We start from the raw sequence: 15,546 nt of genomic DNA, 5'->3' as shown, positions 1-15,546 counted from the left end.
TCCCATGCTACCGGTGTTCAATCCTGCCCCGTTTGCGGCCGCCGGCGACCCGGACAGCCACTCCCGTGGCTACCAGTGCTGCTCCCGCGACGGCAGCAGCGACGATCCACTGGCCGAAGCTGGCAGAGCACGCCGCGACGAACTCGTTCTTGAACAGCTCCGCCACATCGTTACCGCTCGAGGTCCCGGCGACAGCGGCGCCGGCGGCATCGCTGGCAAGCTTCCATACCCCCGCGAGCACCAGCGTCCCAACGCCCATTCCGACCAGCACGGTCCACCGGCGTCGGGCCGCAACGAACGCCAGAATGAAGGCGATGGCCGCGCCGACGGCAACGGCGTAGCCCATCGGGGCGTAGACGGTGACGCGTTCGATCATCTGGCGCTGGTCGGACTGCCCGATATGGATCAGCACCTGGCCGGGCGCCTCCAGCGGAAGGGTGGTCGCCGCAGTGACCTGCTTGGCCACCAGCCCGGCAAGCGGCGCGACATCCAGGGTGAGCGAGGACGAGCCGTCAACCTCCGGCGGCAGCGTGCTGGGGTCGGCGAACGTGAGGCGGTGGCTCTTGCGCAGGGTTTCAGCCCAGGCCTCGGGGTAGCCGGGCAGTCCCGTCAGCGAGCGCGCCGCGCTGTCCAGGACCGGCCGGGCCAGCTCCGTGAAGGCTTCGGGAATGCCGGCGCTGGCGGCCAGGCCGTCGACGGCGGCCGCGGCCAGCCGCTGCTGGAACGCCGGGTCCTTGCCCAGCGGCGCGGTCAGGGCAACGAAGCCCTCTTCCTGGACGATGTTCTGGTCCACCCACATGGCTGGAACGGCGACGGCTGCCATCAGGAGCCCGATGAGGACGGCGACGGCAGAGACAAAAGTGCGCAAGGGATTCCTAGGAGGTTGATGGCATCCCTCCCATCCTAGGGCGGGGCCGGGCGCGGCCATAAAGTCGGACCCCGGTGGTAGAGCTATGGATAGAGTTGACAGAGACAACTTCCGGCTGCCGGCCGGCCCACCCGCCGGGGAGCGGGCCGCCGGCAGTCGCGGTGTAAGGACATGCAGTAAACGGCACGCAGCAAAGGACACGCACACATATGCACAAGGCACTCCACCAGGCACTCCCGGCCATGGAGCCCACGCATGCCTGAGGACGCGGCGGCGGCCACCACGCTACCGGCCACCGCGGCCCAAACCAGTCCGGACAACCCCTGGCCGCTGCAGTTGCTGTCCCAGAAGCTCAAGATGCATATCGACCGCGCGCCCTCGGCATGGGTTGAGGGGCAGGTAATCGAACTCAACCGGCGTGGCAGCAACGCCTACCTGACCCTGCGGGACATCGACGCCGAAATCTCGCTGCCGGCATCGGTCTGGACCACAGTGCTGGACCGCCAGGCCGCCCCGCTGGAACGCGGTTCCCGGGTTGTAGCCCTGATCAAGGCCGAATTTTGGCTCAAGACGGGCCGGCTGAACATGTCTGTGAAGGACATCCGGCCCGTGGGCCTCGGCGACCTCCTGGCCAGGATCGAGCGGCTGCGCCAGGCCCTCGCCGCCGAAGGACTCTTTGCCGATTCGCGCAAAAAGCGGCTTCCACTGCTCCCGCACCGGATCGGCCTGATCACCGGCCGCGACTCTGACGCCAAGAAGGATGTACTGCGCAATGCCGCCCTGCGCTGGCCGGCCGTCGAATTCGAGATCCGCGAAGTAGCGGTCCAGGGGAACACCGCCGTAGCCCAGATGATCGCGGCCTTGCGGGAACTCGACGCCCACCCCGTGGTCGACGTCATCGTCATCGCCCGCGGCGGGGGCGCCCTCGAGGACCTGTTGCCGTTCAGCAGCGAGGAGCTCATCCGGGCCGTCGCGGACGCGTCCACCCCCGTGGTGAGCGCGATCGGGCACGAAGCGGACCGGCCTATCCTCGATGACGTCGCAGACCTCAGGGCATCAACGCCCACCGACGCCGCGAAGAGGATAGTTCCCGACGTCGCCGAGGAGCTTGTCAGGGTCCGGCAGGCACGGGACCAGCTCCGTCGCGGGGTCACCCGGCTCGTTGAACGCGAGGGCGACCGGCTGGCCTCCCTGCGTTCGCGCCCCGTGCTGCTCTCCCCCGACGTCATGATCAGCCAGCGCCACGAGGACGTCGAACGGCTCAAGGTCCGCTCGCACTCGGCGATCAGCGCCGCCGTCGTGCGGGCAGCGGACCAACTGGTCCACCTCAAGGCGCAGGTGCGCGCACTCTCGCCGCAAAAGACACTGGATCGCGGCTACGCGGTGGTCCAGCTCGCCGGCGACGGAAACGCCCCCGCGGCGCACCGGGACGTTGTGCGCCATCCGTCCCAGGTGCCCGCCGGCACGGACCTCACGGTTCGGGTGGCCGGCGGCCGGTTCACGGCCCAATCCACCGGCGGCCAGGAACCGGCCGAGGAATAACCCCGGCGGACGGACGTGCCCACACGGCCACCCGTCAGCGCCCCGAACAGGCACCACCGTCAGCACCACAGACAGCGTCACCGCGGCACAAACCGCGACAATCAAGGAGCACCCACATGGCAGCAGAACCCAACCCGAACGCCGACATCGAGGCCCTCAGCTACGAGGACGCCCGCGAGCAGCTGGTCGCCGTGGTGGGCAAGCTGGAGGCCGGCGGCGCAAGCCTGGAGGAATCGCTTGCGCTGTGGGAACGCGGCGAAGCGCTGGCCAAGCGCTGCGAACAGTGGCTGGAAGGCGCCCGCAAGCGGCTCGCCGCGGCCCGGGACCAGGCCGCGGACAAGAACTAGGCACCGGCACGCCGCGGCGTGCCGGTTCCCTCCGCATTAGGAGCGCTCGACCAGATCCCGTTCCAGATCGACGTCGAACTCCGGATCCGGCCACTGCAGCTTCAGCCCTTCCAGGGCGTCCAGCATCAGCTGCTGCACCGCGATGCGGGCGTACCACTTCTTGTTGGCCGGCACGACGTACCAGGGCGCGATGTCAGTGGCCGTCTTCTCGAACGCCTCCTGGTACGCATCCATGTAGTCGTTCCAGAAGGCGCGCTCCTTGAGGTCGGTGCTGCTGTACTTCCACACCTTGGTTTCGTCATCCAGCCTGGCGAGCAGCCGGTCCTTCTGCTCGTCCCGGCTGATGTTGAGCATGACCTTGACCACCGTGGTCCCGGCTGCCGCCTGCCTTGCCTCGAATTCGTTGATGGCCTTGTAGCGCCGCTCCAGTTCCTCGGGGCTTGCCCAGCGGTGGACCCGGTGAATCAGGACGTCCTCATAATGCGAGCGGTCAAAGACGCCCACCATGCCGGCCCCCGGCACTGCCTTCTCGATCCGCCAGAGGAAATCGTAGGATTTCTCCTCCGGGGTCGGCGCCTTGAAGGACTTGAGCTGGACACCCTGCGGGTCCATCTGGCCCATGACATGGTTGACGATCCCGCCCTTGCCTGCGGTATCCATCGCCTGCAGGACCAGCAGGATGCGCTTGGTGCCGCCGAACCGGGATTCGGCGAAAAGCTGCTCCTGCAGGGTGGTCAGTTTGCCATCGAGCTCTGCCAGGAGCGCCTCGCCGTCGGATTTCCCGCCCGGGTAGCCCGGGGTGGAGTCCGGGTCGCAGTCCTTCAGCTTGAATTTTTTTCCGACCAGCAGCGTCTCGGCGGGGTGCCGCTCGAACATCACAGCATCTGTCATGGAAAGCCTCTTTCCAGTTTCGTGCAGCCGCTTCGCGGGCGAGTCCCCGAGCTCCGCTGCTGACCGAAGCCTAGTTCCCCTTATACCGGCTCAGGAAGTCCGCCATGCGGTTGATTGCTTCCTCGAGGTCCTTGACGTTCGGCAGCGTCACCATCCGGAAGTGGTCCGGCCGGACCCAGTTGAACGCCCTTCCGTGGGACAGCAGGATCTTCTGCTCGCGGAGCAGGTCCAGGACAAATTTCTCGTCGTCGCGGATGTGGTAGACCTCGGGGTCCAGCTTCGGGAACAGATACATGGCCCCGCGCGCCTGCTGCGTGCTGACGCCCGGGATGGCGTTGAGCATGTCATAGGCCTTGTTCCGCTGTTCCAGGAGGCGCCCGCCGGGCAGGATGAGGTCGTTGATGCTCTGGTAGCCGCCGAGGGCGGTCTGGATGGCGTGCTGGGCCGGCACATTGGCGCAGAGGCGCATGTTGGCTAGCAGGTTGATGCCCTCGAGGTAGTCCGCGGCGGCCTTTTTCGGCCCGGAGATGGCCATCCAGCCGGCCCGGAAGCCGCAGACCCGGTAGGCCTTGGAGAGCCCGCTGAAGGTCAGGCACAGGACATCGTCGCCGGTGAGCGAGGCGAGGTTTACGTGTACCGCGTCTTCGTAGAGGATCTTCTCGTAGATCTCGTCGGCGAAGAGCACCAGGCCGTGTTTCTCCGCGAGGGCAACGATCTTCTTCAGCGTCGCCTTCGGGTACACCGCACCTGTCGGGTTGTTCGGGTTGATGACCACGATGCCCTTGGTGCGCGGCGTGATCTTCGCTTCCATGTCCTCGAGGTCGGGCTGCCAGCCGGATTCTTCGTCGCAGAGGTAGTGCACGGGCTTCCCGCCGGCCAGGGCAACCGAGGCCGTCCACAGCGGGTAGTCCGGGGTGGGGATGAGGACCTCATCGCCGTCGTCGAGCAGGGCCATGAGCGACATTGTGATCAGTTCGCTGACGCCGTTGCCGAGGTAGATGTCATCCACGTGGATGTTCTGGATCCCGCGGGTCTGGTAGTACTGCGAGACGGCGGTGCGGGCCGAAAAAATGCCGCGCGAGTCGCTGTAGCCCTGGGCATGCGGCAGGTGGCGGATCATGTCCACCAGGATCGCGTCCGGCGCTTCAAACCCGAACGGGGCCGGGTTTCCGATGTTCAGTTTGAGGATGCGATGACCCTCCGCCTCCATCTGCTGGGCGGCCTGAAGAATCGGTCCACGGATGTCGTAAAGGACATTATGAAGCTTGGTGGACTGCTTGAATTCTGCCATTCATCAAATATGCCATATGGAGGATGTACTTCCGCTGAGACATGACTCACACACGGGCGCCGCAGTAACAACAACGACGCCGGTGCCCGGGCTGTAAGCCCGGACACCGGCGTCGCAGGGTCGCCAGTGGCCTACTGCTGGGCGAGGCCCTTTTCCTTCAGCCACGCGTCGGCGGCATCTTTCGGGTTCTGCTTCTGGCTGCCGCTCACGGCACGGTTGAGGTTGATGAGGTCTTCCGTGGTGAGGACCTTGGACACCGCGTTGAGCGTTTCCTTTGCCTTGTCCGTCATCTTGGCCGAGTTGTACAGCGGCAGCACCTGCTGGGCGATGAAGTTGTTCTTCGGATCCTCCAGCACCACGAGGTCGTTGTCCGGGATGGACGGGGTGGTGGTGTAGATGTCCGCGACCTGGACCTGGTCCGAGAGCAGCGCCTTGAGCGTGACGGCGCCGCCGCCGTCGCTGAACGGCTCGAGTTTCTTGGGCACGCAGTTGTAGTTCTTCGCCAGGCCCGGCAGGCCGTAGGCGCGCTCGGCGAAGGTCGCCGGGGCGCCGATGACGAGATCGCCGCAGACCTTCGCCATGTCTTCGATGGACTTCAGCTGGTGCTTCTCGGCCGTGGCCTTGGTGACCACCATGGCGTCCTTGTCCTCAGCCTTGGAGGCATCGAGCACGGCCAGGCCCTGCGGGAGCTTGGTCGGGAGTGCCTTCGCGATGTCTTCGGCGGAGACCTCGGTGGCGTCCTTGTTTACATACAGCAGCAGGTTGCCGCTGTAGTCGGGAACAACGTCCACCGAGCCGTCCTGGACTGCTTTGATGTAGACCTCGCGCGAGCCGATGTTCGGCTTGGTGCTGGCGGTGACGCCCGCGGCGTTCAGGGCACCGGCGTAGACCTCGGCCAGGATCTGGCTCTCGGGGAAATCAGCCGACCCGATCACCAGGGCACCGCCGGAACCGGAGGCGGCACCGCTGCTGGCCGGGGCCGAGCTCAGCGGGTTTGATGAGCCTCCGCAGGCGGACAGGGCCATGGCCAGGCCGACGCCGACGGCCAGGCCGCCGAATGCGCGCCGGCCAAGGCCTCGTTGGCGGGATTCCTTCATGACGTACCTCCTTGAACAACAGTCTCCGCGATCACGGGGTCTGTGAGATCAACCGCAGCCTGCTGGCTGCGGTTCGGCTTGGATGAGGCGCCCCGTGACAGGAACAGCCTCTGAATAAGGGCAAGGATAAGGTCGACGCTGATGGCAAGGGCGGCGATCAGCAGCGAGCCTCCCAGCATTTGCGGGAAGTCGGAGAGCACGAGCCCGTCGAACAGGTAACGGCCCAGGCCGCCCAGGTTGATGTAGGCGACCACGGAAACGGTGGCGATCACCTGGAGCACCCCGGTCCGGAACCCGCCGTACATCACCGGCAGCGCGTTCGGGAATTCCGCCCGGAACAGGACCTGCCACTCGGTCATGCCCATGGCGCGGGCGGCATCCACCACGTTGCGGTCGACGCTGGAGATTCCGGCGTAGGTGCCGGCGAGCAGCGGCGGGACGGTCAGGATCACGAGCGCCCAGATCGGCGGCATCAGCCCGATGCCGGCGAGCAGGACGAACAAGGTGAGCAAGCCGAGGGTGGGCAGGGCGCGCAGCGCGCCCGCGACTGACACGATCGCAACCCGCCCGCGGCCGGTATGCCCGACGAACAGGCCGATCGGGACGGCGATGGCGATGGCGATCACCATCACCAGGCCCGTGTAGAACAGGTGTTCGGCCAGGCGCACCGGGATTCCTGCGCTGCCGGACCAGTTCTCCGGGTCGCTGAGCCAGGCAAAGGTGTCCGTGACGACGTTATTCACGCGTTTCCCCCTCCGGTCTTGGGACGCGAAAACCGCATCGCCGCCGCGGCGGGGCCAGTCCTGTCCGGGCCCGCGCCCGAACCGGTGCCGCCACCCGTGGCCGCCGCGGCCCGGGTCCAGGGCGTCAGCAGCCGTTCAAGCAGCACCAGGACGGCGTCCATCAGCAGCGCCAGGAGAAGGATGGCGATGATGCCCACCACCACTTCGGTGACGAAGTCACGCTGGAGGCCGGAGGTGAAGAGCATTCCGAGGTTGCCGATGCCGAGCAGTGCCGCGACGCTGACCAGCGAGATATTGCTGACCGAGACCACGCGCAGCCCGGCGAACAGCACCGGCAAGGACAGCGGCAGGTCGATCTGCATGAAGCGGGCGAAGGGTTTGAACCCCATGGCGACGGCGGCCTGCCGCAGGTCCTCGTCCACCGAGTCGAAGGCATCCAGCGTGGCGCGCACCAGCAGGGCGATGGCGTAGATGGTCAGGGCCACCACCACGTTGACCGGATCCAGGATCCGGGTTCCGAGGATGGTCGGCAGGATGATGAAAAGCGCCAGCGAGGGGATCGTGTACAGCAGCGAGGACCCGGTGAGCACCAAGGACCGGAGCGCGCGGCTCTGCCGGGCGAGCTGGGCCAGCGGAACGGCTATGAGGACCCCGAACACCATCGGCAGGATGGCCAGGATGAGGTGCTGGCCGGCGAGGCTGAAGACTTCGGCCCTGTTGGCCAGGAACCACTCCATCAGAGCCCTCCGTGCCGGACGTTGCGGTCTGACTCGATGACGGCGAGGACTTCGGCGGCTCCGATGACTCCGGCCACCCGGCCGTCGTCGTCCACGGCGACGCCGAGGCCCGAGGGTGAGGACAGGGCCGCGTCCAGTGCCCGGCGGAGCGTGTCCCCCTTCCGGAACAGGGAGCCTCCGGGAACCATCGCCGGGGCGGTTCCGGTGGCGCGGCGGGGCCCGGCCCAGCCCAGGGGCCGGAGAGCGTCGTCGACCACCAGCTGCCATTCATCGGAGCTGCCCTCAGCCCCGAGCTGATCGGGCGTGAGAGTGGGGACGGGGTGGATGGTGACACCGTCCGAAGGGCTGAACGCAAGGTGCCGGAACCCGCGGTCACGGCCCACGAAGGAGGCCACGAACTCGTTCGCCGGGGCCCGCAGGATCTCCGCCGGGGCGGCGTACTGCGCCAGCTTGCCGCCGACGGCGAACACGGCCACTTTGTCGCCCAGGACGGTGGCCTCGTCGATGTCGTGGGTGACGAAGACGATCGTCTTGGCCAGGTCATGCTGGAGCCGGAGGAGCTCCTTCTGGAGTTCGTCGCGGACCACCGGGTCCACGGCGCTGAAGGGCTCGTCCATGAGCAGCACCGGAGGATCGGCCGCGAGTGCCCGGGCCACGCCCACGCGCTGCTGCTGTCCGCCCGAGAGCTGGGACGGGTACCGCTTGCCGAGCGAGGAGGCCAGCCCGACGACGTCGAGCAGTTCCTGGGCGCGCTTGCGGGCGTCGGCTTTGGACACGCCGTTGAGCCGGGGAACGGTGGCGATGTTGTCCAGCACGGAGCGGTGCGGCATCAACCCGGAGGACTGCATGACGTAGCCCATGGACCGCCGCAGCTGCGCGGCAGGGACTGAAGTGACATCGGCCCCGTCCACGGTGATGACGCCGGACGTGGGCTCCACCATGCGGTTGATCATCCGCAGGGACGTGGTCTTACCGCAGCCGGAGGGTCCGACGAAGACAGTGATGGCGCCCTTATCGATGGACATGGTCAGTCCGTCAACGGCGGCCTGACCGCCCTGGTACTGCTTGGTGACGTTCTGGAACTCGATCATGGCTTCGGCCATTTCCGGGCTTACCTAACTGTTGGCGGCAACATTGGTCGGGCCAGCGCACGGTTTCGTCAGTGTGCTGGCCATAAAGCAGTTAGCTCATAGACTAACCAGCACCCCGGACTATGTCAGCGGCGCGGGGCTCCCGTAAGGCTTCGGAAGCACAACGATTTTGGATGGGTGGCGCGCCGGAAATCCTTCCGGCGCGCCACCGCGGCCCTTGTCTCACCCGGCGGTGTGCTTCAGCGGGGCCGCCGCGCACCCTTCGCGCCACTGGTGTTTCTGCTATTTCCGTCCTGGCGGCTCTTTCCGCCGCCGTGCGCGTTCTCGTGGTTGTCCCGTTCGGCTGACCGCTGGCTCTTGCCCGCTACGACGATCTTCTGGTGCCATTCCCGCTGGTAGGCGCGCCGCGCGGCCGCGTCGTGGCGGCGCGCCAGGGCGGCGAGTTCGCGTTGCAGCTTCAGGTAGCTGGCCCACCGGCGGTCCTCCAGTACGCCGTCGGCGAGCGCGGCCTGCACAGCACAGCCGGGTTCCCGGCCGTGCGCGCAGTCCGAGAAGCGGCAGTGCTCGAAGAGCTCTTCGAGGTCGCCGAACATCTCCTCCATTCCTCCCTCGGCGTCGAAGACCCCGAAGCCGCGCACCCCCGGCGTGTCCATCAGGACGGCGCCGCCGGGCAGGGGAACGAGCGCGCGGGACGTGGTGGTGTGCCTGCCCTTGCCGTCGCCCGCCCGCACTGCCCCCGTCTCCTGGGCCGGGACGCCGGCGAGGGCATTGATGAGCGTGGATTTTCCGGCGCCAGAGGGCCCCAGCAGCACCAGCGTGCCGCCGGGCGGCAGATGGCCCAGCACTTCGTCGAGGCCATCGCCGTTCTCGGCAGAGGTGGTGACGACGTCGACACCGGCTGCCTGGCGCACGACCGTCGCCACGACGTCGTCCGCGAGGTCCGCGATGTCCGCCTTCGTGATGATCACGAGCGGCGTGGCACCGGAGTCCCACGCCGCAACCAGGGTCCGTTCGAGCCGGTTGTGCGTGAGCGGACGATCCACCGGAACGACGATCCCGACGACGTCCATGTTGGCGCCAAGGACCTGCGCCTCGGACGAGGCCTCGAAGGCACGCTTGCGGCTCAGCTCCGAGTGGCGGGGCAGGATGCCCACGATGGCGGGCTCCCCCGCCGCGTTCGGACCCAGCCAGACCCAGTCCCCGGTGGCGGGAAGCTCCCCGCCGCGCGGGTAGGGCAGGTGGGCGGTTCCGCCGCCCTCGGCCACCAGGACGAGGTTGCGGTCCACCCGGATGACGCGGCCAGGGCGGTCGCCGCCCGGCACCGGCTGGGCCGCGAACCGCTCGGCGACGCCAGCCGTGTAGCCGTAGAGGACAGGCCCCTCGGGGCCAGCCTCATCGGAGGGCACGGCCGTATGAGGCACGGACGTATGAGGCACAGATGAATGAGGCACAGATGAATTGGTAATGAGGGCGCTGCCGGCGCCCCGGGATGCAGGATAAATGGTCAACGAAAACCCTTTGGTGGGGCCCCGTGGTGCGGCGCATTGCGGGCTGCGGCGGTTTGGATGCCGCGCGCGGAGACTAGCGCTCGATGGCTAGGCTGCGCCGTGGGACGGGGCAGGAGTAATGACATGGCTTGTATCGGTGCGCTGCGCGCTCAGAAATATCGCATTCATTGCTTCCACCTCCCCGTCAATTGCCGGTCTGCTGCGGCCGGCGGTTTCTACAGGATAGCGATGGTGCCCGTGCCTGGCCAGCGGTTTAGCCGGAAAGTTTTCCGTTCAACGGCCGCTCACGGTACAAACGCAGCCCGGCATCCACGAGCGAGACCCGGTTTAGCTGCGCCACCTCATCCAGTGGAATCCAGGCCGCGTGGGTGGTGCTGCCGTTCACTTCGTGACGCAGCTCCCCGCCCGTGATCGTCGCCTCATAGACCAGCCGGAGCGACTGAAAGTCCCGTACGCCGCCGTCGAGCCGGACTTCGGACGGCCAGTGCCCGACGTCTATCCCCAGCATGGCGCCGACCTCGGCGTCGTAACCGGTTTCCTCGTGAATCTCGCGTCGGCACCCGTCCACCGGGTGTTCAGCCAGGTCCAGGCCGCCGCCGGGCAGCGTCCAGCCCTCGCGGCCGTCCTGCTTCCAGTACGCCAGGAGGATCCCGGCATCCCGGATTATGACGGCGTAGGCGGCGGGCCGGGTGTCGAATTGCATGCTCATCCCCCCAGCGTAGTGGCCGGAGGATTGCCTCCGCCTACTCCTGTTCCGCCACCAGCTGCAGCACCCCGAACACCGGCTCGTGCGCCAGGACCCGGACATCGGTGATCCCCGCGGCGGCCAGTGCCGTGCGGAACGACTCCTGGAGCCCCGTCACGTTCATGCCGAGTCCGCCGCCCAGGATGACGGGGCCCTCGATGCCGAGCTGCCGGACGGTCTGCGCGGCGAGGTCGGCGAGGTCGCGCCCGGCCTGCTCCATGAGGGCCCGGCTCGGCGCATGCCCGGCGTCTGCAGCCTCCACCACGAGACGGGCCTGCTGGGCCCAGAACCGGCGCCCGGTCTCGGGCGAGTGGAACATGGCGATCAGCTTGTTCGGGTCATCCACCCCGCAGGATGCCAGCAGGGCAGTGGAGAGTTCGTCGGGTTCCAGCCCCTGGTTCATCCGGCGCAGGCTGTGGCGGACTGCCTCCCGGCCCAGCCAGTAGCCGCTGCCCTCGTCGCCGAGCAGGTAGCCCCAGCCACCGGCCCGGGCCTCCTCGCCGCGGCCGTTCTTGCCCCACGCGGCCGATCCGGTGCCGGCGATGACGGCGACGCCGGTGCTGGCGCCGCCTGCGGCAAGCAGCAGCCGGGAGTCGTGGACCACAGTGATCCGGGCACCGGGCACGTGCGGGGCAATCAGTGCCGCGAGCGCCGCGGCGTCGTCATCGGTGTCGATGCCGCCGGCTCCGGCGTAGACCTGGGCGACGTCTCCCCCGCCGATCCTGGCGAAGAGTTCCGCGAGGTTGAAGGCGGCTTCCTCGGGGCTGACGTTCTGGACATTGGAGCTGCCCACCGATTCATCGGCAACGGGCGCGCCGTCCTCGAACCTGACGCCCCGGGTTTTGGTGCCGCCGATGTCCAGTCCGATCACGGCACCTGTCCTCGCCGTGGCAGATGGCGTGGTGGAAGATGGAACGGAGTCCGCCGCCGGCGGCATATCAGTGTTAGTCACTGGATCAGGTTACTGAATCGCTGCAAGGAGCCCGCAATGCCCCACGATCTTTTCGGCACACCCGTCATCGCGGCGCCCATGGCCGGCGGCACCTCCACACCGGCCTTCGTCGAGGCCGTGCACCGGGCCGGCGGGCTGGGCTTCCTCGCGGCCGGCTACAAGAGCGTGGCGGCCATGCAGGCGGAAATCCGCACCATCCGGGAGTCCGGCGCCCGGTTCGGCATGAATGTGTTTGTCCCGGATCCGGCCCAGCTGCCGCCCTCCGCGGCGGTGCTGGCGGAACTCGAGGATTACCGGCAGCAGCTGCGCCCCGACGCCCGGCGCTACGGCGTCGAGCTTCCGCAGTTGCGGCTCGACGACGACGACGAATGGCAGGGAAAGATCGATGCCCTGCTCTCAGACCCCGTGGAGCTGGTCAGTTTCGCCTTCGGGCTGCCCGGCCCGGACGTCGTTCGGGCCCTGCAGCGGGCGGGGTCGGCGGTGCTGGCCACTGTCACTACCGCGGCCGAGGCCGTGCAGGCGGCAGGGCAAGGCGTGGACGCCCTCGTCGTGCAGCACGCGAGCGCCGGCGGACACAGCGCGGCGTTCCTTCCGGCCCCGGAGCCGCAACCGGCTTACACAGCGGAGCCGGGCGGCACAACTGCGCAGCCGGGCGGCACGACGGCGGAGCTGCTCGCCGAGGTGCGGTCCGCCGTCGACCTTCCGCTGGTGGCTGCGGGCGGCATCATGGATGCGGCCGGGCTGGACGCCGTGCTGCGTGCCGGGGCCGTCGCAGCCCAGCTCGGCACCGCGTTTCTCCGCACTGACCAAAGCGGCGCCAAGCAGCTGCACAAGGATGCCCTGGCCGATCCGCACTTCACCCGAACCCGGCTGACGCGCGCCTTCACCGGCCGGCAGGCCCGGGCCCTGGAGAACGAATTCGTCCGCGGCCACCCCGAGGCGCCGGAGGCCTACCCTGCCGTCCACCACCTCACGGCGCCCCTGCGGGCCGCGGCCACCGCAGCCGGCGACGCGGAACGCCTGAACCTGTGGGCGGGCACGGGCTGGCAGAAGGCACAAGCCGGACCCGTGGCCGGCGTCGTGCAAGGGCTGCTCGCCGGCCGCTGACCCCCCGCCGACCCCGTCCGACCCCCACCATCGGAATCCGGCCGGACCTGGCCGAACTCCGAAGTCGCCGGAAACGTGCCAAACCGCCGTCACTTTACGGCGACCTCGGGGCCAACCGGCGACCTGAGCGTTCCGGCCTGAGCGGACCAGCCCCGGCACACCCGTCTGCCCGGCTCAGCCTGCCGAGCGTTCGCGCACGAAGCCTGCCAGGAGCGCCGGACCGTCGCGGAGCACGAATTCGCGGAACAAGCGCACGGGATCGGACTCGCCATCGGCCACGGCATTCCGCGAAACCGGCTCCCGCCAAGCGAGGCCGATCTCGCGGAACGCCAGGACTGAATCCAGGGGAATCTCAACCCAGCCCGGTCCGCCGTCGTCGGCTTCGGTGCCCCGCGACGGGTGGTGGCTGTTTTGTGCGGCTCTGCCGGGTGCGGAGCCGCCGGGCGGCAGAATGCTGACGCCGAGCCCGGCCGAGACGAGGCCGCGGACGGTGTGCGAGTCCTGGCTCTCGAAGGCAATGCGCGGGCGGAACCCCGCCTCCCGGAACAACGCGTCGGTCAGCGAGCGCATGCCGTAGCCGGACCCCATCGCTACGAAGGGCTCCTGCCGGATCTCGGCAACCTTGGCCCGACGGCGGCCGGCCAGGGCATGCCGGTGGTGGACCACCAGGCGCAACGGTTCGCGGTACAGCGCGGCCGAACCGATTCGCTTGCTGGGTGTGGCAACGGGTGCCGTGAGCGCCACGTCGGCGGAGCCCGCGGCCAGTTCCGCGAGGCAGCCGTCCCGTGCACCCTGGCTGAGGTCAAAGGCAGTCTGCGGGTGCCTGCTCCGGAACGCACTGATGAGCAGCGGCAGCATTGCCTCGCCGAAGGTGTGCTGGAACGACACGGCGATCCGGCCGCGGACCACCTCCGACTCGTGCCTGACGCTGTCCAGCCCCGTCTGGAATTCGGCCAGGGCGGCCTCGATGTGGGGCATGAGCGCCTTCGCCGCGGGCGTCAACCGCACGCCCCGGCCGTCCCGGATCAGCAGCTCCGTCCCCACGATGGCGCTGGCCCGCGCAATGGCACGGCTCACGGTCGACTGCGGCAGGCCCAGGAGCTCGGCCGTCTCGGTAATGTGCTCCGTCCGCCCCAGTTCCGCCAGCATCGGCAGCAGGGGCAGCAGCTGCACGAGCTGCCTGTGTTCGACGTCCATGTTCCCCTCCAGCAAACTGATCCATATTTGCTATCTATTCTATGGAAATCATGCATTGGAAGCATCCCTCGGGCAGGCTTTAGCCTGAAGGCATGCCACGCATTTCCGCACCCACCGGCACCGGCCCACGCCCCGCGGCCAAGGACGCAGCCAATCTCGCAGCTGATCCTGCAGCCAACACTGCCGCATGGGCTGGCCATCCGAAGGGCTCCACGGCCTACCGCCGGATCCTCGCCGGGCTTGCCTTTGCCGGCGTCGCAACCTTCGCCCAGCTCTACTCCACCCAGGCGGTGCTCCCGCTGCTGGCGGCGGATCTTCGCGTCTCGGCCGCCGAGGCCGCGCTGACGATTTCCCTGGCTACGGTGGGGCTGGCCCTGACGGTGCTCCCGTGGTCCTTCCTGGCCGACCGGATCGGCCGGGTCCGGGCAATGATGTGGGGCATCTCCGCGGCCACCGTCCTGGGCCTGCTGGTCCCCCTGGCCCCCAGCTTCCCCGTGCTGCTGTGCCTGCGGATGCTGGAGGGAATGGCCCTCGGCGGCATCCCGGCGATCGCGATCGCGTATCTCAACGAGGAGGTCAACAAGGCCCACGCCGCCGTCGCCGCCGGGAGCTATGTCGCCGGGACCACCCTGGGCGGCCTGGCCGGCCGGCTGGTCGCCGGGCCTGCGGGCGAACTGTGGGGCTGGCGGGCAGCGGCCCTGGCGGTCTCCGTTCTGGCTAGCGGAGCAGCAGTCCTGTTCCTTGTTCTGGTGCCCCGGGCCAAGGGCTTCACCGCCGCGGCCGCGGGCGGCTTCCGCGGGGCCTTTCGCACGCTGGCCGGCCATGGCCGCAATCCCCGGCTCCTGGCCCTGTACGTCCAGGCATTCCTGCTCATGGGCGGTTTCGTGGCCGTCTACAACTACCTCGGATTCCGGCTCTCAGGGGAACCGTTCAGCCTGCCCGCCACCGCGATCAGCCTGATCTTCCTGGCCTACCTCTCCGGAACCGTCTCGGCGCGCTGGGCAGCGGGCCTGACGTCGCGGTTCGGCCGGCGCACCGTCCTGATCGCCGGCACCGCACTGATGGCAGGCGGCCTGGCCCTGACGCTCACGGAACAGCTGGCCGCGATCCTGGCGGGATTGCTGCTGTTCACGGGCGGCTTCTTCGCGGCACACAGCATCGGATCCGGCTGGACCGGGCTGATCGCCACGACGGGCCGGGCGCAGGCCGCCTCGCTGTACAACCTTGCCTACTACCTCGGCTCCAGCGTGCTTGGCTGGGCCGGCGGCCTGGTCTTCCAGCGGTTCGGCTGGACGGCCCTTGCGCTGACGGTCATCGGACTGGCCGGCGCGACGGCGGCAATCACCGCCGTCGCGCATCCCGCGCCGGTGCCCGCAACCGGCACCGCGGCCGCCGGCAGGGTCACGGCATCGGGCTAGGCACCGGACCCG

At 68.5% G+C, this 15,546-nt stretch carries 15 protein-coding genes; 4 read left to right on the top strand and 11 right to left on the bottom strand.

The annotated features are described in order from the left end of the window. Positions 1-7: 7 nt before the first annotated feature. Positions 8-868: a hypothetical protein gene (locus tag AC1DKN_RS04120; RefSeq protein ID WP_230009061.1), complete on the bottom strand. Its 861-nt coding sequence runs from the start codon at positions 866-868 to the stop codon at positions 8-10. A 255-nt stretch (positions 869-1,123) separates the two neighbouring features. Between AC1DKN_RS04120 and xseA the strand changes: the two genes are divergently transcribed. Beyond that, positions 1,124-2,410 (top strand): exodeoxyribonuclease VII large subunit, encoded by a 1,287-nt coding sequence (gene xseA / locus AC1DKN_RS04115; RefSeq protein ID WP_230009060.1) that lies wholly within the window; start codon positions 1,124-1,126, stop codon positions 2,408-2,410. 116 nt (positions 2,411-2,526) lie between these two features. Then, complete coding sequence (locus tag AC1DKN_RS04110; RefSeq protein WP_018773784.1) at positions 2,527-2,757, top strand: exodeoxyribonuclease VII small subunit; 231 nt, start codon at positions 2,527-2,529, stop codon at positions 2,755-2,757. A 36-nt stretch (positions 2,758-2,793) separates the two neighbouring features. Here the strand turns inward: AC1DKN_RS04110 and AC1DKN_RS04105 are convergent, their stop codons facing one another. The 9 genes from AC1DKN_RS04105 to AC1DKN_RS04065 all read right to left on the bottom strand — a co-directional run bounded on the left by AC1DKN_RS04105 (position 2,794) and on the right by AC1DKN_RS04065 (position 11,797). After that, positions 2,794-3,648 carry a polyphosphate kinase 2 family protein gene (locus AC1DKN_RS04105; RefSeq protein ID WP_476850328.1) on the bottom strand — a complete coding sequence of 285 codons (855 nt, stop codon included), beginning with the start codon at positions 3,646-3,648 and terminating at the stop codon, positions 2,794-2,796. Between the two features lie 70 nt (positions 3,649-3,718). Further along, complete coding sequence (locus AC1DKN_RS04100) at positions 3,719-4,939, bottom strand: pyridoxal phosphate-dependent aminotransferase (protein WP_079550274.1); 1,221 nt, start codon at positions 4,937-4,939, stop codon at positions 3,719-3,721. A 131-nt stretch (positions 4,940-5,070) separates the two neighbouring features. Then, positions 5,071-6,036, bottom strand: coding sequence for an ABC transporter substrate-binding protein (locus AC1DKN_RS04095; RefSeq protein ID WP_223913874.1), 966 nt, complete (start codon positions 6,034-6,036; stop codon positions 5,071-5,073). After that, positions 6,033-6,779 (bottom strand): ABC transporter permease, encoded by a 747-nt coding sequence (locus AC1DKN_RS04090; protein ID WP_223913873.1) that lies wholly within the window; start codon positions 6,777-6,779, stop codon positions 6,033-6,035. Before AC1DKN_RS04090 ends, AC1DKN_RS04095 begins: the two co-directional genes overlap by 4 nt. Further along, positions 6,776-7,516 (bottom strand): ABC transporter permease, encoded by a 741-nt coding sequence (locus tag AC1DKN_RS04085; protein WP_476850326.1) that lies wholly within the window; start codon positions 7,514-7,516, stop codon positions 6,776-6,778. Before AC1DKN_RS04085 ends, AC1DKN_RS04090 begins: the two co-directional genes overlap by 4 nt. Beyond that, complete coding sequence (locus tag AC1DKN_RS04080) at positions 7,516-8,619, bottom strand: ABC transporter ATP-binding protein (protein WP_476870511.1); 1,104 nt, start codon at positions 8,617-8,619, stop codon at positions 7,516-7,518. Before AC1DKN_RS04080 ends, AC1DKN_RS04085 begins: the two co-directional genes overlap by 1 nt. A 227-nt stretch (positions 8,620-8,846) precedes the next feature. Then, complete coding sequence (rsgA, locus tag AC1DKN_RS04075) at positions 8,847-10,028, bottom strand: ribosome small subunit-dependent GTPase A (RefSeq protein WP_476870510.1); 1,182 nt, start codon at positions 10,026-10,028, stop codon at positions 8,847-8,849. Between the two features lie 340 nt (positions 10,029-10,368). After that, entirely contained in the window at positions 10,369-10,824 is a 456-nt protein-coding gene (locus AC1DKN_RS04070) for an NUDIX hydrolase (RefSeq protein WP_028275721.1), read from the bottom strand. Positions 10,825-10,858: 34 nt separating this feature from the next. Next, complete coding sequence (locus AC1DKN_RS04065) at positions 10,859-11,797, bottom strand: N-acetylglucosamine kinase (RefSeq protein ID WP_476870540.1); 939 nt, start codon at positions 11,795-11,797, stop codon at positions 10,859-10,861. A gap of 51 nt (positions 11,798-11,848) precedes the next feature. On the opposite strand from AC1DKN_RS04065, the gene AC1DKN_RS04060 reads away from it, so the two are divergent. After that, on the top strand, positions 11,849-12,919 hold the full coding sequence (locus AC1DKN_RS04060) for a nitronate monooxygenase (protein WP_476870509.1): 1,071 nt from the start codon (positions 11,849-11,851) through the stop codon (positions 12,917-12,919). Between the two features lie 174 nt (positions 12,920-13,093). On the opposite strand, the gene AC1DKN_RS04055 is transcribed toward AC1DKN_RS04060, so the two are convergent. Beyond that, entirely contained in the window at positions 13,094-14,116 is a 1,023-nt protein-coding gene (locus AC1DKN_RS04055; protein ID WP_476870508.1) for a LysR family transcriptional regulator, read from the bottom strand. Between the two features lie 92 nt (positions 14,117-14,208). On the opposite strand from AC1DKN_RS04055, the gene AC1DKN_RS04050 reads away from it, so the two are divergent. Continuing rightward, the gene (locus tag AC1DKN_RS04050) at positions 14,209-15,534 is read left to right on the top strand and encodes an MFS transporter (protein ID WP_476870507.1); all 1,326 of its coding nucleotides are present in this window, start codon (positions 14,209-14,211) and stop codon (positions 15,532-15,534) included. The last annotated feature ends 12 nt before the right edge of the window (positions 15,535-15,546 follow it).

This window comes from Arthrobacter sp. 01N444 (genome assembly GCF_056399305.1).
Note: the sequence above shows the minus strand (reverse complement) of the source record. Positions and strands in the feature narration are given on the sequence as shown.